At 61.5% G+C, this 17,697-nt stretch carries 16 protein-coding genes; 9 read left to right on the top strand and 7 right to left on the bottom strand.

Features of this window, described 5'->3' with window-relative positions; all coding sequences use genetic code 11:
- Positions 1–19: 19 nt before the first annotated feature.
- The 3 genes from AB4N48_RS06880 to AB4N48_RS06890 form a co-directional block, all read right to left on the bottom strand.
- On the bottom strand, positions 20–889 hold the full coding sequence (locus AB4N48_RS06880) for a copper resistance protein B (RefSeq protein ID WP_460095005.1): 870 nt from the start codon (positions 887–889) through the stop codon (positions 20–22).
- 11 nt (positions 890–900) lie between these two features.
- Positions 901–2,598: a copper resistance system multicopper oxidase gene (locus AB4N48_RS06885; protein ID WP_460095006.1), complete on the bottom strand. Its 1,698-nt coding sequence runs from the start codon at positions 2,596–2,598 to the stop codon at positions 901–903.
- 102 nt (positions 2,599–2,700) lie between these two features.
- Positions 2,701–3,171: a hypothetical protein gene (locus AB4N48_RS06890; RefSeq protein ID WP_041477268.1), complete on the bottom strand. Its 471-nt coding sequence runs from the start codon at positions 3,169–3,171 to the stop codon at positions 2,701–2,703.
- A 164-nt stretch (positions 3,172–3,335) separates the two neighbouring features.
- Here AB4N48_RS06890 and AB4N48_RS06895 point away from each other — a divergent pair, with 164 nt between their 5' ends.
- Positions 3,336–4,004: a ribonuclease T2 family protein gene (locus AB4N48_RS06895; protein ID WP_150634854.1), complete on the top strand. Its 669-nt coding sequence runs from the start codon at positions 3,336–3,338 to the stop codon at positions 4,002–4,004.
- A 178-nt stretch (positions 4,005–4,182) separates the two neighbouring features.
- Here the strand turns inward: AB4N48_RS06895 and AB4N48_RS06900 are convergent, their stop codons facing one another.
- Positions 4,183–5,040 (bottom strand): LysR family transcriptional regulator, encoded by an 858-nt coding sequence (locus AB4N48_RS06900; protein WP_460095008.1) that lies wholly within the window; start codon positions 5,038–5,040, stop codon positions 4,183–4,185.
- A 109-nt stretch (positions 5,041–5,149) separates the two neighbouring features.
- Between AB4N48_RS06900 and AB4N48_RS06905 the strand changes: the two genes are divergently transcribed.
- The 3 genes from AB4N48_RS06905 to AB4N48_RS06915 all read left to right on the top strand — a co-directional run bounded on the left by AB4N48_RS06905 (position 5,150) and on the right by AB4N48_RS06915 (position 8,385).
- Positions 5,150–5,857, top strand: a complete 708-nt coding sequence (locus tag AB4N48_RS06905; RefSeq protein ID WP_460095010.1) for a haloacid dehalogenase type II — start codon at positions 5,150–5,152, stop codon at positions 5,855–5,857.
- 11 nt (positions 5,858–5,868) lie between these two features.
- Positions 5,869–6,642: an aldolase gene (locus AB4N48_RS06910; protein ID WP_041477259.1), complete on the top strand. Its 774-nt coding sequence runs from the start codon at positions 5,869–5,871 to the stop codon at positions 6,640–6,642.
- A gap of 174 nt (positions 6,643–6,816) precedes the next feature.
- Positions 6,817–8,385 (top strand): sensor domain-containing diguanylate cyclase, encoded by a 1,569-nt coding sequence (locus AB4N48_RS06915; protein ID WP_130900561.1) that lies wholly within the window; start codon positions 6,817–6,819, stop codon positions 8,383–8,385.
- Between the two features lie 159 nt (positions 8,386–8,544).
- Here AB4N48_RS06915 and AB4N48_RS06920 read toward each other — a convergent pair whose 3' ends face one another.
- Positions 8,545–8,892, bottom strand: a complete 348-nt coding sequence (locus tag AB4N48_RS06920) for a hypothetical protein (RefSeq protein WP_282386968.1) — start codon at positions 8,890–8,892, stop codon at positions 8,545–8,547.
- 189 nt (positions 8,893–9,081) lie between these two features.
- On the opposite strand from AB4N48_RS06920, the gene AB4N48_RS06925 reads away from it, so the two are divergent.
- The 4 genes from AB4N48_RS06925 (at position 9,082) to AB4N48_RS06940 (ending at position 13,863) form a co-directional block, all read left to right on the top strand.
- Entirely contained in the window at positions 9,082–9,522 is a 441-nt protein-coding gene (locus tag AB4N48_RS06925) for a carboxymuconolactone decarboxylase family protein (protein ID WP_016775423.1), read from the top strand.
- A gap of 252 nt (positions 9,523–9,774) precedes the next feature.
- Positions 9,775–10,266, top strand: coding sequence for a sigma-70 family RNA polymerase sigma factor (locus AB4N48_RS06930; RefSeq protein ID WP_065615952.1), 492 nt, complete (start codon positions 9,775–9,777; stop codon positions 10,264–10,266).
- 88 nt (positions 10,267–10,354) lie between these two features.
- The gene (locus tag AB4N48_RS06935; RefSeq protein WP_460095012.1) at positions 10,355–11,338 is read left to right on the top strand and encodes a FecR family protein; all 984 of its coding nucleotides are present in this window, start codon (positions 10,355–10,357) and stop codon (positions 11,336–11,338) included.
- Positions 11,339–11,436: 98 nt separating this feature from the next.
- On the top strand, positions 11,437–13,863 hold the full coding sequence (locus AB4N48_RS06940; protein WP_460095014.1) for a TonB-dependent siderophore receptor: 2,427 nt from the start codon (positions 11,437–11,439) through the stop codon (positions 13,861–13,863).
- Positions 13,864–13,948: 85 nt separating this feature from the next.
- On the opposite strand, the gene AB4N48_RS06945 is transcribed toward AB4N48_RS06940, so the two are convergent.
- Positions 13,949–15,100, bottom strand: coding sequence for an MFS transporter (locus AB4N48_RS06945; protein ID WP_460095015.1), 1,152 nt, complete (start codon positions 15,098–15,100; stop codon positions 13,949–13,951).
- Between the two features lie 245 nt (positions 15,101–15,345).
- Here AB4N48_RS06945 and AB4N48_RS06950 point away from each other — a divergent pair, with 245 nt between their 5' ends.
- Complete coding sequence (locus AB4N48_RS06950; protein WP_460095017.1) at positions 15,346–16,326, top strand: diaminopimelate epimerase; 981 nt, start codon at positions 15,346–15,348, stop codon at positions 16,324–16,326.
- Positions 16,327–16,455: 129 nt separating this feature from the next.
- Here AB4N48_RS06950 and codA read toward each other — a convergent pair whose 3' ends face one another.
- A complete protein-coding gene (gene codA / locus AB4N48_RS06955) occupies positions 16,456–17,691 on the bottom strand; it encodes a cytosine deaminase (RefSeq protein WP_071172997.1) in 1,236 nt (411 codons plus the stop codon).
- Positions 17,692–17,697 lie beyond the last annotated feature (6 nt).

The raw sequence follows: 17,697 nt of genomic DNA on the forward strand, positions 1-17,697 counted from the left end.
TTTGTTTTTTTAGAAGAATTCAGAACCACAGCCTGACCCCGAGGACCAGGCGCGCCTCACTGCGATCCTCGTCTTCTTCGCGGGCGTAGTCGGCGGTGTTGCCGTAAGTGCGATTCCACGTCACGCCGATATAAGGCGCGAATTCGCGGCGGATTTCATAGCGCAACCGCAGGCCCGCCTCGGTATTGGACAACCCTGAGCCGATGCCCCGCTGCGGATCGTTTTTGCCATAGATATTCAGTTCTGCGGTCGGCTGCAGGATCAGTCGATTGGTCAGCAGGATGTCGTAGTCGCCCTCCAGCCGTACCGCACTCTGGCCGCCCTCGCCAAGGAAAGCCGTGGCTTCGGCCTCGAAGTTGTAGAGCGCCATGCCCTGCACGCCGAACGCGGCCCAGGATTGCGGTGCGCCGGGTTTGAAGTCCTGACGCACGCCGCCGACCACGTCCCACCACGGTGAAATGGCGTGGCCCCACAGCGCTTGAATTTCCGCGTCTTCGGTCTTGCCGTTGTTGCGCTCGCCTTCAGAGCGCAGCCACAACCGATCGGTATCCCCGCCGATCCAGCCGGACAGGTCCCAGGCCAAAGCGCTGCCGTCATCGGCGTTCTGCCATTCGAGTTTGTCGGCAAGAAAGTAACTGTTTATAACGCTGTCATGCACCTGATGACCGCCGGGGCTGGTGAACACCGCAGCGCGGTCGGCGTCGGTCACGGGCGGAATCGGCGTGCGGCTTTCGCTCGGCGCGGCGGGCTGCATCATGCCGTCGTCCATGCTTTGCATTGCCGAATGATCCATCCCGGGCATCTGGCTGTGGTCCATGCCGTGCATGGCGTCGGCGGCCATGGCGGAGGTGCCGGCTAGCAGCAGCGGAAACACGCTGAGTCGAGTCATGATCGGCCTCTTCATTCTTCCACCCGCACTTCGCGGAACATGCCCGTTTCCATGTGATAAAGCAGATGACAGTGATAGGCCCAGCGGCCGAGGGCGTCGGCGGTGACGCGATAGCTGCGGCGGCTGCCGGGCGGCATGTCGATGGTGTGTTTGCGCACCTGAAAGTTGCCGTTTTCGTCTTCCAGATCGCTCCACATCCCGTGAAGGTGGATCGGGTGGGTCATCATGGTGTCGTTGACCAGCACCAGGCGGATGCGCTCGCCGTATTTCAGCCGTAAAGGCTCGGCATCGGAGAATTTGATGCCGTTGAACGACCAGGCGAATTTCTCCATGTGGCCGGTCAGGTGCAGCTCTATCGTGCGGCCCGGATCGCGGCCGTCCGGGTCCTCGAAGGTGCTGCGCAGGTCGGCGTAGGTCAGCACTCGGCGGCCGTTGTTGCGCAGGCCAAGGCCCGGATCGTCAAGCTTTGGCGCGGTGATCATGGCCTGCATGTCCACCAGCGGATTGTTGTTTTCACTGTCGGGATGGGCTTGCATCGGGCCCATGCTGGAGTGATCCATGGCGCTCATGTCCATGCTGCCGTGATCCATGCCGCCCATGCCCATGTCGTCCATGCTCACCAACGGACGCGGATCCAGCGCCGGCACTGCTGCCGACATGCCGGCGCGTGTGGCGAGAGTGCCACGGGCGTAGCCAGTGCGATCCATCGCTTGAGCGAAGAGGGTATAGGCCTCGCTTTCAGGTTCGACGATCACGTCATAGGTCTCGGCCACTGCGATACGCAGTTCATCGACGCTGACCGGTTTGACGTACAGGCCATCGGCAGCCACCACCGTCATCTTCAGTCCCGGAATGCGCACATCGAAATAGGTCATGGCCGAGCCGTTGATCAGGCGCAGGCGCAGTTTTTCGCCGGGACGGAACAGCCAGGTGAAGTTGTCATCGGGGGCCTGGCCGTTGATCAAAAAGGTATACGTGGCGCCACTGACGTCGGCAATGTCGGTGGGATTCATGTTCATTTGCGCCCACATCTTGCGATCGGCAACCGTGGCGCCCCAGCCTTTTTCGCTGACATCGTTGATGAAGTCGCCAACGGTGCGTTTGTGGAAGTTGTAGTAGTCGGACTGTTTTTTCAGGGTCTTCATCAGGCTGGCCGGGTCTTCGTCGGTCCAGTCGCTGAGCATCACCACGTAGTCGCGATCGTAATGGAAGGGCTCTGGCTCCTTGGCCTCGATGACAAGCGGCCCATAGACGCCGGCCTGCTCCTGTAAGCCGGAATGGCTGTGATACCAGTAGGTGCCGTGTTGCCGGACCTTGAATTGGTAGACGTACACGCCGCCCGGTTCGATGCCGTGGAAACTCAGACCCGGCACGCCGTCCATGTTCGCCGGCAGCAGAATGCCGTGCCAGTGAATCGAGGTGTCGGCGGTGAGCCGGTTACGCACCCGCAGCGTCACGGTATCGCCTTCGCGCCAGCGCAACAGCGGGCCGGGCAGGCTGCCATTGATGGTCATCGCTGTGCGTGCGGAACCCGTGAAATTGACCGGAGTTTCGCCGATGAACAACTCGAATTCGTTGCCGCTCAGTTCGTTGACGGGCGCGGCGCCGTTCAGCGCCCAGACCGGTGTCCGCCAGAGCCCGAGGCCACCGAGCAAGCTACCGGCGGCCAGGCCTTTGACAAAAGTGCGTCTTGTGAGAATGGAAGGCATGCGCTGGAAATCCCCGTCTGGCTCATGACAGAGAGACTAGCCAGCCCCGGCTTTCAGTTGGCTGAGGCAAACATTACAGTTTTGTCAGTTAACCCGGGCGGCTTAAAGCCCCAGCCCTTGCTGCACCACTTGCAGCAGATTGTTTTCCGTCAGCGCAATCGCATCCAGCTCCTGGCCGGTCTCGATAGTCTGCAACCACCAGTGACTCTCGCCATGCTCGTCAACCGTGCGCAGCAACGACTGATCGCGCCCCGGCACCTTGATCTCGACACGTCCGCAACCGTCCTCGGTAAACCGCGCAATCGGATCGAACATCAAACTGTGATGGTTGGCTTCGATCACCAACTGGTCGATGGCGTAGTCGTGGCTTTCGCCGTCCGGCGAACTTTCGCAAACGTGCGTAGGATTTCGCCGAATCTTCAGTCCTACTTCGGTGACTGGTTGCAGCCAGCCCTCAATGCGGTGGTACAAGTCGTACACCTGAGCAGGCCAGCAATCGATTTCCAGCGCCGCATCAGCCTGGGTGTGCCGTGTCTGCTTGAGTCTGGCGGCGAGTTCGTCTGCTTTACTCATGTCGGTTCCCTTGTTGGATGTCTGCCTGTTCAGCGTAGACCTTTGCACGGCGCAGGGCCTTGCCTTGCGTCATGCGCTTGCAATACAAGCGTGTCGAAATCAGCACTGGCCAGGTCTGGCCAACAACGAAAACCACGGACGCAGGCGTCCCAAGGAACGGGTTAATGAAAAAGCTGTTTACAATTCTGGCGCTGATCGCGCTGACGGCCGGTAGCATCGGCACGAGTTCGGCGCGTCAGCCGGCGTCGATGAAAGCGCAGGCCGAATCGGTGGCGGGGGTGTTCGACTACTACCTGCTGGCGCTGTCCTGGTCACCGACTTTTTGTCTGACGCACAAGGACGATGCGCAGTGCACCGGCAAGGGTTATGGTTTTGTCCTGCACGGTTTGTGGCCGCAATACGCCAAGGGCGGCTGGCCGCAATCCTGTCCGCCGCTGACCAGGCTGTCGGCGGCAGAAACCAGCAAGGGCCTGACGATGTACCCGACGAAAAAACTCCTTGATCACGAATGGTCCAAGCACGGTACCTGCAGCGGTCTTGGCGCAATGGGTTATCTGGACAAGTCCGATCAGGCCCTCGGCGCGGTGAAGATTCCGCAGGCGTTACAGCCGTTCGGCTCGACGTCGTACTACTTCGAAGCGCAAGAGATTGTCGATCTGTTTCGCAAGGCCAATCCGGGTATTCCCGAGGATGGAATTGCGGTGATTTGCAGCGGCCCGCAGCTGTCGGAAGTGCGGGTGTGCATGGACAAGGATCTGCAGTTCGGCGCGTGTGGCAAAGGGGTGAAGACGCAGTGTCGGGCGGGGGATATTCGGGTGCCGCCGGTACGGTGAGCCATCCGTAATGAGCCAGGAAAAACAGGCGCTCCCGTGAGCGCCTGTTTTTTTGGTCTGAGGATTTTGAAATGTGAATATGAATACGAACCACGCTACTACTCAAACACCATGAACATCCCCACCGCCGACCTGCTCCGGGAAATCAACAAATCCGAATAAGGATCCCCGGGGGGGTTCAGGCAAATCCCCCCGCATCCACCCCCAATTCTCCACGCAAAAACTCCACCAGCCCCCGCTGCAAGTCGCTCAACACTCCCTCGCGGCTGACCAGCGCCAGTTCCGTCGGCGCCAACTCCGGCAGATCCCTACACACCTCGTGCTCTGGCAATACCGCCGAAACCGGCAGCACCGAAACCCCCAACCCGGACGCCACTGCGGCTTGAATTCCGGTCAGGCTGTGGCTGCCGAACGCCACTCGCCATGGTCGCTGCGCCACATCGAGCAGGCGAATAGCCCGCTGTCGGTACAGACAGCCCTGCGGAAACAGTGCCAGCGGTAGCACACCGCTGGAGGTGTCGAACTCGGTGCCTTTGACCCATACCAGTCGTTCCGGCCAGGTAGCCCATGCCGGGCCGCTGTCGGGTTCGCGTTTGATCAGGGCAATGTCGATGTCGCCGGCGTCGAGGCGTTGGCGCAGGTCGAGGCTCATGCCGCTGATGGTTTCCAGGCGCGCCTGCGGATGGTTGCGGGTGAAGCCGGCGAGGATCAGGGCCATGCGCCGGGCGTCGAAGTCTTCCGGCATGCCGATGCGCAGCACTTCCAGGTCGACGTCACTGGCCAGCGCTTGCGTGGCTTCGGCGGACAGCGCCAGCAACCGGCGCGCATAGTGGATCAGCAGTTCGCCGTGCTCAGTGAGAGCGACGTTCACTCCGGTGCGGTCGCGCAGGAGTAGCGGGTGGCCGACCAGATCCTCGAGTTTGCGCACCTGCTGGCTGACCGTCGATTGGGTGCGATGCACACGTTCGGCAGCACGGGTGAAGCTGCCTTCATCGACTACGCAGACAAAGGTTTTCAGCAATTCCAGATCCAGCATGGCGGCGCTCCTGATAGTGGATTTATGAATGACAATCGCGTGTTTATTTAATTTCACACTATCACCGCGCGCTCATAAGCTGAAGTCCTCACTGTGGAGGAATCGACCGATGACCTTAAACAACACGCCGCGCCCGCACTGGCTGACCTTCGATTGCTACGGCACGCTGATTCAGTGGGATGAAGGCCTGAAAGCCTTGGTCGAAAAAATGCTCAGCGACAAGGGCGAGCACGCAGTCGACGCCGCTAAGTTGATCGAAGTCTACGACCGTCACGAGCACCGTCTCGAACAAACACCGCCGCACCGTTCCTTTCGCGAACTGAGCACACTCGGCCTGCAACTGGCGCTGGCAGAACTGGGCTTGCCGAGCCAGTCCGAGGACAGTCAGCGTCTGGCGGCGGCCATCCCGAACATGCCGCCATTTGCCGAAGTGGTCGACACCCTCGCGCAGCTCAAAGCCTTGGGCTTCAAGCTGTGCATCGTCTCAAACACCGACGACGACATCATCGCCGGTAACGTCGCGCAACTCGGCGGCCATATCGACCGGGTGATTACCGCGCAACAGGCCGGTGCCTACAAACCGGCGCCGCGCCTGTTCGACTACGCTCATGAGCAATTGGGCGTGACCCGGGATGAAGTGGTGCACATCTGCGCCAGCCCGACGCTCGATCACACGGCGGCGCGGGACATGGGTTTTCGTTGCGTGTGGATCGATCGCGGCACGGGTCGTCAGTTGTTGCCGGACTATCGCCCCGACGCGATCCTGTCCAGCCTCGATCAAGTGCTGCCGCTGTTCAAATCCCTCGGCTGGACCTAAGGAGAATTGCCATGGCTCATATCTTGAGCGGCACTGGCAAAGCCAGACCCAGCGCAACGCTGCACCTGGACACCGAAGCGATCATCACCGCCCGCAACGAACTCGCTGCGTGCTTTCAACTGGCCGCGCTGCATGGGCTGGAGGAGGGCATCTGCAATCACTTTTCGGCGATGCTGCCGGGGCATGATGATCTGTTTCTGGTAAATCCATACGGCTACGCTTTTTCGGAAGTGACCGCGCAAAATCTGCTGGTCTGTGACTTCGCCGGCAACGTGGTCGATGGCGAAGGCGAGCCCGAAGCGACCGCGTTCTACATCCACGCGCGCCTGCACAAGCAACTGCCACGAGTAAAAGTCGCGTTCCACACGCACATGCCGCACGCCACCGCGTTGTGCCTATTGCAAGGCCCGCCGCTGCTGTGGCTGGGGCAGACTGCGCTGAAGTTTTACGGGCGCACAGCGGTGGACGAGGATTACAACGGCCTCGCGCTGGACGCATCTGAAGGCGACCGCATCGCCAGCGTCATGGGCGATGCCGACATTCTCTTTCTGAAAAACCACGGTGTGATTGTCGCTGCGCCGAGCATTGCCGAAGCCTGGGACGATCTGTATTACCTGGAACGCGCCGCGCAGGTGCAACTGCTGGCACTGGCCACTCAGCGCGAATTGAAACCGGTGCCCCATGCGATTGCGCAGCGCGCCTATGAACAAATGCGTGAAGGCGATGCGCAAAGTGCCCGCGCGCACCTGACCAGCGCGATGCGGCGGCTGGCCCTGCACAACTGATTAACCGTAAAGAAGCAATCGTAAATAAATCGACGAAAAGCGATCATCCAAACTCGCGACGCGCCGATAACTGGGCGGGAGGCGGGCGTTTGCCCGGTACATCCCGGTGGGCTACGCTCACAAATACAAGGGTTTCGGGCTCGCGCCCCTGTCGTACCTGCCCAGGACATGCTTTTGCCAATCCCCATTCACGATCCGCATCAGGCTCCCGGCACGCTCAAACGGTTGCCGCTTCGCAAAGCGGCGGTGCTGTTTATCGTTGCGGTGAGCCTGTGCCTGTGCGGTCTGCTGTACCTGCAATTGGAGCAGTCGCGGCGTCAGGATCTGGCGGTGGCGAAGATGGCCTCGGGCAACCTGACCCGGGCCATGGCGCAGCAGGCCGAAGACACTGTGCGTGCAGCGGATCTGGTGATGACCAGCCTGGTCGACTGGATTCAGGACGATGGTTATGGAGCGGCGCAGCGACCTCGGTTGCAACGGATCTTTGCCCGTCGCGCGCAGCAACTGGATCAGCTGCATGGCATCTTTCTCTTCGATCGCGAAGGGCAGTGGATCATCACCTCGTTCGCCGATCTGCCTCGTGGCAACGGCGTGGCCGATCGCGAGTATTTCAAGTTCCATCAGCAGAATGCGTCGACCGTTGCGCACATCGGCCCGGCGATTCGCAGCCGCGAAAACGGCGAATGGATCATTCCGATTTCCAGACGCGTCAACGACCAGCTCGGCAACTTTCAGGGCGTGCTGATGGCGGGCATCCGCATGTCCTACTTTGATCAGTTCTTCAAAAGCTTCAGCCTCGATGACAGCGGCATCATGTTTCTGGCGCTGACCGACGGCACCTTGCTGGCGCGACGGCCCTTTGATGAGTCGTTGATCAATACCTCGGTGGCCCACGGCGAGATCTATCAAACCCTGCTGCCGAACGCTAACGCTGGCACCGCGATGCTCAATTCAGTGGTAGACGGCGTGACCCGCTTGTATGGCTATCGCCAGCTCGCCTCGTATCCGCTGGTGGTCTCTGCGGCGACGTCGCAAGACACGATTCTGCAGGGCTGGTATGACCGCGCCTTTCAGTCCAGCGTGATTGTCGCGCTGGTGATTCTCGGGGTTGGCCTGTTCGGCTGGGTATTCATTCATCAGGTGCGCGACGGCGAGCGTATCGAGAAAAACCTGCGCAAGGCGCAACTGGCGCTGGAGCAGATCGCCACCCACGACAGCCTCACGGGACTTGCCAATCGGCGCCTGTTCGAGCGCTCGCTGGACATCGAGTTTGCTCGTGGCGCGCGCCAGGTCAGCCCGGTCAGCCTGATCATGCTCGATATCGATTTCTTCAAGCGCTACAACGACGCTTATGGTCATGTCGCCGGCGATCAATGCCTGGCGCAGGTGGCGCAAGTGGTGAAGGCCTGCTGCCAGCGCAAGTCGGATCTGGCGGTGCGTTACGGCGGCGAAGAATTTGCCGTGCTGCTGCCGGACACCGACATCAACGGCGCGCTGGCGATAGCCGGGCAGATTCGCCGCAGCGTGATCGACAAGCACATCATCCACAGCGGCTCGCCGACCGGTTATCTCACCGTGAGCCTGGGCTGTTATGCGTTTATTCCGCATGGCAACGACAGCCCGCAAGTGTTTATCCAGCGCGCGGACGCGGCGTTGTATCAGGCGAAAAATGCCGGACGCAATCGCGCGGCGGTGTATGCGCCGGAAGAAGGTTTTGCCGAACTGATGCGGTCGGATCGCTGATTCTTTCAATCAACAGAAATCAGAAGTGGGAGCGAGCCTGCTCGCGAATCGGTGTGTCAGCTTGCATCAAGGTTGGCTGACAGACCGCTTTCGCGAGCAGGCTCGCTCCCACATTGGGTCCTGATGTAAGCAGGACTATCTGGGATGGCTCTTGTTCGTTCAGCTGCCCGTGCCACCGCCCGCACCACCCGTGCCGCCGCCGGCCGAGCCGGTGCCGCCACCCGCGCCGGAACCCGAACCGCTGGCGCCGCCATTGGTGCCCGTTCCAGTGCCCATGCCCGAACCAGTTCCTGTCCCGGTTCCTGTGCCAGTTCCGTTATTGGTTCCACCCGAATTGCTGTCAACGGAAGGCGAGCCCGGCGTGCTGTCTGGCGGCATGGTTGAACTGCTGGCGCCGCCGGACTTGGTGCCCGTCGCATCGGTGCTGTCATTGGCAGCGAAGCTGGCGGCGGACGCCGTGGCGAGCAGGCCGGCCAACAATAACGAAGTGAATTTGCGCGTCATCATGGTACGTCTCCTGATAAAGGGGATTACCTGATATTGGTCTTGCGCACTGAAACCTTGGTGCCCGTCGAGTGACGAGCGGTCAGTCGCCGCGCCGAGTGGCCTACCGTTCTTCTGCAATATTGGCTATTTGCCGAACCACCCCCGGGGACTAACGTAGCCACACATTCAATCGCTACCCCGGAGCCCACCATGCAACCTCGTGCCGATTTCTACACCGCGTCCCCTGATGCCATGAAAGCGATGATGGCGCTGGAAAATGCCGTCTCGAAACTGTCGCTGGAAAAGAGCCTGCTCGAACTGGTCAAGCTGCGCTCTTCACAGATCAACGGCTGCGCATTCTGCATCGACATGCACACCGCCGACGCGATAAAGGACGGCGAAACCCCGCGTCGTCTGTTCGCCGTGACGGCATGGCGAGAAGCGCCGTTCTTCAGCGAGCGTGAACGCGCCGCACTGCTGTGGACCGAGTCGCTGACACAACTGAGCCTGACCCACGCGCCGGACGAAGACTATGAAGTCGTCGCTGCGCAGTTTTCGCCGAAGGAACTGGTTGACCTGACGGTGGCGATCAACACCATCAACGGCTGGAATCGCCTGGCAGTGGGCTTCCGCAAACTGCCGCAGGCCTGAGACATTCACGCTTTTACCTTGTGGGAGCGAGCCTGCTCGCGAAGGCGACGTGTCAGTCACCATCATCGTTGCTGACATACCGCATTCGCGAGAAGGCTCGCTCCCACAGGGTCCTATTCAATGCCCATCGGAGCTCGGCGTCGTCGGTGCTTGTACCTTGCGCATCAAGAACACCATCACAGCGTGCATTGCTTTGTATTAATACGAAGCATTACTATTCACGCCCCTTTCTCACCACGCCGCCCATCCCCCATGCGCTCCCGCAGATCCGGCTTTTTCGAGCATTACGAAGAGTTGATCGGCACCTGGACTCGTCGCCTGCGCAATCGCGCGCAGGCCGAGGATCTGGCGCACGACACCTTTGTGCGGGTGCTCGAGGCAGATTCGGCGGCGGTGCAGCAGCCGCGTGCGTATTTGCATCAGACCGCACGCAATATCGCCGTTGACGGTTATCGGCGGGAGGACCGGCGGGGCGTCATGGAGTCGGAGGCGGTCGATGACAGTGCATCGTCGGCGGGCGATCCGGAGCATTACATGCACGCGATCCAGTTGGCCGACTCCATCGAACGCGCGCTCACCGAGCTGCCGCTCAACTGCCGCAAAATCTTTGTCTGGCAGAAGATCGAAGGCCTGACGCAGGCAGAAATCGCCGAACGCCTGGGGCTGTCCAAGAACATGGTCGAAAAGTATATGATCCGCACCCTGCGCCATCTGCGTGAGCGACTGGATGGCTTGCAGTCATGATGACGAGTGACGTCGAAAAGATCGCAGCCTTCGGCAGCTCCTACAGGGGGGCCTGCCTGCTCTCAACCTCAGCCGGACAGAATATTCCATGATGGAGACGAGAGATTGCGCCTGTGGGCAAGCGGCGGTGCGTGACGAGGCGGCGGCATGGTTCGTGCGATTGCAGGAGCCGAATGTCAGCGTCGAGCAACGGCAGCGCTTCGACGCCTGGCTGAACGCGCATCCGCAGCACCGTGAAGAATTCCAGTTGCTGCAAGGATTGTGGGCGGCGGCTGATCTGCTGCCGACGTCGCGTCTGCAGGCCCTTGCCGAAACTCCGCCAGCTCGCCGCCAACGTCGGCCGATGCTGCGTTATGCCGTCGCCGCGAGTGTTCTGGCCGTGGCGCTGGGGCTTGGCCTGTTCAGCGGGCTGAATCATCCGGGCGGTTACCGCGCTGAATTCGCCACGGCGCCGGGCGAGCGCAAGCATGTGGCGTTGCCGGACGGTTCTGTAATCGATCTGAACAGTCGCAGCCGCTTGCAGGTGCGTTATGAGCAGGATCGACGGGTTATCGAATTGAGCGCGGGCGAGGCGATGTTCAGCGTTGAACACGACGCCTCGCGTCCGTTTATTGTCGAAGCCGGCAGCGGCAGGGTCACGGTCACCGGTACGCGTTTCGATGTGCGCCGCGATGCCACGCAAACCCGCGTGGCGGTGGAGCAGGGCACGGTGAAGGTGCAGGGAAGTGCTGCCCCGGACAACCAATTCATCAACCTCACCGCAGGCCTCGGCACGGCGGTCGATGGCCAAGGCAAAGTCCTGCCGGCCTACGCGGTCAACCCGGCGCAGCTGACCGCGTGGCGCAACGGCAAACTGGTGTTCAACAACGCCAGCCTCAGCGAAGTAGCGGCAGAAGTATCGCGCTATCGCGACAAGCCGCTGACCGTAACCCAGCCGAACGTAGCCAGCCTGCGCCTGACCAGCGTGTTCAAATCCGACGACACCGACGCCTTGCTCAAAGCCTTGCCGAGCATCCTGCCGGTGACGGTGCGCACCCTTGCCGATGGCAGTCAGGAAATAATTTCCAGATAGCATTCAGGTTTTTTCCCCGTTCATCGTCTTCCTGTTCAACTGCAACTGGTTTGCATTAACAGCCGCACACTCTTGCGATCCACAGGAATCCGTACGACGTGAACATCACCACAACCCACAATAAAAAATCCCCTTGGTTGCCACTGGCTCTCGCGCTGGCAGTCAGCGCCGCGATGCCGTTGGCGTTTGCCGCTGAAGCCATTCATATCCGCGCGCAACCGCTGGGCCAAGCCTTGAGCGAACTGGGCCAGCAAACCTCGCTGCAGGTGTTTTTCAGCCCTGAGCTGGTGGCGGGCAAACAAGCTCCGGCGGTGGACGGCGACCTCGCGCCAGAGCAGGCGCTGCGGCAGTTGCTGCAAGGCAGCGGCCTCGATTATCAGATCAATGAAGGCTCGGTGACGCTCGCCCCAGCAGCCACCTCCGCAGCCAGCAACGGCCCGCTGGAACTGGGTGTGACCGACATCAAAGTGGTCGGCGACTGGCTCGGTGACGCGGACGCTGCGGTGGTGCAGAACCACCCCGGCGCACGCACGGTGATTCGCCGCGAAGCGATGGTCGAGCAGGGCGCGATGAACGTCAGCGACGTGCTCAAGCGCGTGCCTGGCGTGCAGGTGCAGGACTCCAATGGCACCGGCGGCAGTGATATTTCCCTCAACGTCGGCGTACGCGGTCTGACTTCGCGGCTGTCGCCACGCTCGACTGTTTTGATCGATGGCGTACCAGCGGCGTTCGCGCCTTACGGCCAGCCGCAACTGTCGATGGCGCCGATTTCCTCGGGCAATCTCGACAGCATCGACGTCGTGCGCGGCGCCGGTTCCGTGCGCTACGGGCCGCAGAACGTCGGCGGCGTGATCAACTTCGTGACCCGCGCGATTCCGGAGAAAACCACCGGCGAAATCGGCACCACCCTGGAAACCACGCAGTACGGCGGCTGGAAACACATCGACACCGCATTTCTTGGCGGCACCGCCGACAACGGCATGGGCGTCGCGCTGCTGTACTCCGGCGTCAACGGTCACGGTTATCGCGAGCGCAACAACGGCAATGACATCGACGACGTGCTGCTCAAGACGCATTGGGCGCCGACCGATAAGGACGACTTCAGCCTCAACTTCCACTACTACGACGCCAGTGCCGACATGCCGGGTGGCCTGACTCAGCGTCAGTACGATGACAAACCGTACGAGTCGGTGCGTGACTACGACCAGTTCACAGGCCGGCGCAAAGACGTGTCGTTCAAGTGGATCCGCCAGATCGACGAGCGCACCCAGGCAGAAATTCTCACCTATTACACCGACAGCTTTCGCGGCAGTACCATTGCCGCGCGCGATCAGCGCACCCTCAGCTCATACCCGCGTTCCTATTACACCCTGGGCATCGAGCCGCGCGTGTCGCGGGTGTTCGATGTCGGCCCGACCACTCAGGAAGTCAGCGTCGGTTATCGCTATCTGAAAGAGGCCATGCACGAAGAATCGAGTCGTCTGGCGCTGGTCAACAATCAGCCGGTGGTCACGCCAACCTCCGACGGCCATGTGTTCCAGGATCGCACCGGCGGCACCGAGGCCAATTCGGTGTATGTCGACAACAAGATCGACGTCGGCAACTGGACCATCACCCCGGGCATTCGCTTCGAACACATCAGCACCGATTGGCACGACCGCGCCGTGCTCGACACCGCTGGCCGCCCGGTACCGGAGAAAAACCGCAGCATCGAAAGCAATGAGCCGCTGCCGGCGCTGAGCGTGATGTATCACCTCTCCGATGCCTGGAAACTGTTCGCCAACTACGAAACCTCGTTCGGCAGCCTGCAATATTTCCAGCTCGGCCAGGGCGGTTCGGGTGACAGCACCGCCAACGGTCTGGAGCCGGAAAAGGCCAAGACCTACGAGATCGGCACGCGTTACAACGATGATGTCTGGGGCGGCGAGGTGACGCTGTTCTACATCGACTTCGATGACGAGCTGCAATACATCAGCAACGACGTCGGCTGGACCAACCTCGGTGCGACCAAGCACCAGGGCATCGAAGCCTCGGCGCACTACGACATGGCCGCCCTCGATCCGCGCCTCGATGGTTTGACCGCCAACGCCGGTTTCACCTACACCCGCGCCACCTATGAAGGCGAGATCCCCGGCTTCAAGGGCCGCGACCTGCCGTTCTATTCGCGGCAGGTGGCCACGGTCGGTTTGCGTTACGACATCAACCGCTGGACGTACAACATCGATGGCTTCGCCCAATCGAAACAGCGTTCGCCGGGCACGGGTGTGAATGCGGATGGCAGCTTCAATGGCAACTACATCACTGAAGGCACGGCGGACGGGCAGTACGGCGACATCCCGGGTTACGTGACCTGGAACGTGCGCGGCGGTTATGACTTTGGTCCGCAGGCGTCGAACCTCAAGCTCGGTGCCGGGGTGAAGAACGTCTTCGACAAGCAATACTTCACCCGCTCCAGCGACAACAACTCGGGCATGTATGTCGGCGCACCGCGCACGTTCTTCGTGCAGGCCAGCGTAGGCTTCTGATAGAGCGCGGTGCCTTCTTCGCGAGCAGGCTCGCTCCCACATGGACCACTGAAACCCTGTGGGAGCGAGCCTGCTCGCGAAGCTTTTAGACCTTGAGGACCTTGCCGCCAATCGCCACAGCCACCAGCAACACCGCCATCAATCCAAAGGCAAAACTCAGGCTGCTGGCATGGGCGACAAAACCGATCACCGCCGGCCCGGCGAGAATCCCGGCATAACCGAGCGTGGTAATCGCCGGTACCGCGATGCTCTCCGGCATCACCGTCTGCTTGCCCACCGCCGTGTACAGCACCGGCACGATGTTCGAGCAACCGGCGCCGACCAGCGCATAACCCACCAGCGCCGCTTGCCAGCTCGGCGCGAACGTGGCGAGAAACAGTCCCGTTGCCGCCAACAGCCCGCCGAACAGAATGATCCGTGTAGCCCCCAGCTTGCGCACGATGCGGTCACCCAGCAGACGACCAACTGTCATGGTCAGGGCAAACGCCGCGTAACCCATTCCCGCGTAAGCCGTGTCGATCCCGCGTTCCTGAGCGAGGAACACTGCGCTCCAGTCCAGCGCCGCGCCTTCGGTAAGGAAAACGATGAAGCACATGCCGCCGATAAACAGCACGATGCCATGGGGAATGGCGAACGCCGGGCCGGAGCTTTCGCTGCCGTAGGGCAGCATGTGCGGCACGCACTTGAGCAAGGCGCCGATCAGCAACACGACGACGACCAGCATCGCTGCCAGCGGTGTCAGCCCGAGGCCGAGCAGGGCGCTGACGCCCGCCGCACCAACAATGCCGCCGAGGCTAAACAGGCCGTGGAACCCCGACATCATGTGCTTGCCGCTGGCGCGCTCGACGATCACTGCTTGCAGGTTCACCGTCGAATCCACCGTGCCGAGGCCGGCACCGAACATGAACAGCGTGGCGATCAGCGCCGGTATCGAGGACACCGTCGCCAGCAACGGCAGCGCCGCGCAGATCAGCAAGGTGCCGCCGGTGGCCACACGTCGGCAACCAAAACGCGTGGCCAGAATCCCCGCCAGCGGCATCGCCAGAATCGAGCCGACACCCAGGCACAGCAGCAATAACCCCAGCGTGCCCTCATCCAGCCCGGCCCGCGCCTTGGCATACGGCACCAGCGGCGCCCAGGCGGCGATGCCGAGGCCAGCGATGAAAAAAGCGACGCGGGTGGACATCTGTTGCAGACGTCCGGGGACGAAGGTGTCTTGGGGGTTGAGGCTGGTCATATCGATCCTTGGCAAAAAAAACAACTGCATCCCGAGTGACATTCTGACGGCGTTGAGGTTCGATCTCAGGCCTTTCGGGGCATAACGGTGAACATCCTACCCTGTGGGAGCGAGCCTGCTCGCGAAAGCGGTGGGTCAAATATGGAATTGTCGACTGACGCACCGCCTTCGCGAGCAGGCTCGCTCCCACACTGAATTGCGGTTTACAGTTGGATTTTCGCCAGCATGGAATACGGGAACAAGGCATGACGAGCTTCTACGACGCACGCGGCAATATCTACGCTGTGGTCTCACCCCAAGCCTTGCGCGAGGCCGGGATTGCTTTGCCGCTCAGCGCCGCCGAGTGCGCCGGATCTCGGCAGCAATGGAGCGAAGCTGCCATCGCCCTGTGCTGCCATTGGCCCGACGGCAAGCGCCCGGCCAACAGCAAGCCTCACCGCAGCGACGGCCTGCTGATCGGCCCGTTCCAGGCATCTGCGCCGTTCGATGTACTGATCGTCAACACCGACGGCAGCCTCGCCGAGCGCAGCGGTAACGGCCTGACGATTTTTTCTCAGGCATTGACCGAGCAAGGCTTGATGGCGGAGCAGGGCGCCATGCTGCGCGTTCATCATGACAAAGGCGAAGCGCTGGAAACCGCAGTGACACCGGCCGAAGTCGAAGGCGTGCGCGGTTTCTGGCTCGACCTCGGTCAGCCTGGCTTCGGCCCGGAGGCTATGGGTGCGCAGACGGTTGCAAACGTTCAGTTCAACAATCGCGACGTCAGCCATGTCCAGCCCCTGGCACAACTCGATCCCACTTGGACCCACAGCCAATTCGTCCGTATCGGCAATCCGCACTGTGTAACGCTGCTCAGCGATGCAAGCGCTTTGCCGAGCAACGAACAGATGCGTGAACCCACCCTGAACCAATGGCTTACAGCAATCGCCTATGCCATGCCCACCGGTGCCGGCAATCCCTGCCCGGCGGGCGTTAATCTGCAATGGGCCGTGCTGGTGTCGCCGCAGAAAATCGCTGCGCGGGTATTCGAGCGTGGCGAAGGTCCAACCGCGTCATCCGGCACCAGCGCCAGCGCGGTCGCGTGTGCAGCGTGGCGGGTGGGTTGGGTCGAGGCAGGGGAGGTGCGGGTGGTCATGCCGGGTGGCACCGCACCGGTTTTGCTTGAGGTTTCGCAAGGGGAGTTGCTGCGCGTCAGATTGTTTGGCACGGCGCGGTTGATGGATTGACTCGGCCGACGCTATCGCTGGCAAGCCAGGCTCCCACAGGGTTTTGCATGAGGGCCCAATCATGTGCTCAACACAAAACCTGTGGGAGCCTGGCTTGCCAGCGATGAGGCCATCAGCCCCAGCGCAATCTCAGCTGAACTCCACCACCGGCATCTGCCGCTTCATCAACACCTTGCCGCCGCGAATCGAATACAGCGGCAGGCCTTGGCTGCGGATCACTTCGTAGTCGCTGTCCGCCGAGAGAATCAGCAAATTCGCCGGGCGGCCCTGTTCCAGTCCGTAACGTTCGCCCAGGTGCATGGCTTTGGCGCTGTTGTCGGTGACCAGATCCAGCGCGCTTTGCAGGTTGCGATAACCGAGCATGTGGCAGATGTGCAGACCGGCTTCGAGCACGCGCAGGATGTTGCCGTTACCCAGCGGATACCACGGGTCGACGATCGAGTCCTGACCGAAACACACGTTCATGCCGGCTTCGAGCAGTTCGTTGACGCGGGTCACGCCCCGGCGCTTCGGGAAGTTGTCGAAGCGCCCTTGCAGGTGAATGCTTTCGGTCGGGCAGGAAACAAAACTGATCCCGGAATGGCCGAGCAGGCGGAACAGTTTGGCGCAGTAGGCATTGTCATAAGAACCCATCGCCGTGGTGTGGCTGGCGGTGACGCGGGCGCCCATGTCGCGGCTGCGTGCTTCTTCGGCAAGCACTTCAAGGAAGCGTGAATGCGGATCGTCGGTCTCGTCGCAGTGCACGTCGACCAGGCAGCCGGTACGCTCGGCCAGGTCCATGAGGAACTTCACCGAGCTGACGCCCTGATCGCGGGTGTATTCGAAATGCGGAATGCCGCCGACCACGTCAGCGCCCATGCGGATCGCTTCTTCCATCAGCTCGCGACCGTTGCGGAACGACTCGATGCCTTCCTGCGGGAACGCGACGATTTGCAGGTCAATCAGATGACGGCTTTCCTCGCGCACTTCGAGCATGGCTTTGAGCGCGGTGAGTTGCGGGTCGGTGACGTCAACGTGGGTGCGCACGTGCTGAATGCCGTGGGCAGCCAGCGCCTGAATGGTCTTCTTGGCGCGGGTCTTGGTGTCTTCTTCGGTGATGGTGACCTTGCGCTCGCCCCAGCATTCGATGCCCTCGAACAACGTACCGCTCATGTTCCAGCGCGGCTCGCCAGCGGTGAGGGTGGCGTCGAGGTGGATGTGCGGCTCGACGAAGGGCGGCACCACCAGATTGCCGCCGGCATCGAGGTCATCCGGGCCGAGGGTCGGCGCTTCGGTCTGACGGGCGATGCTGTGGATCAGCCCGTCTTCGAGGTGCAATTCGTGCAGGCCTTCCTGGTTGCGCAGGCGGGCGTTGATGATGTGCATCAGGCG

This window comes from Pseudomonas sp. S2_C11 (assembly GCF_054668395.1).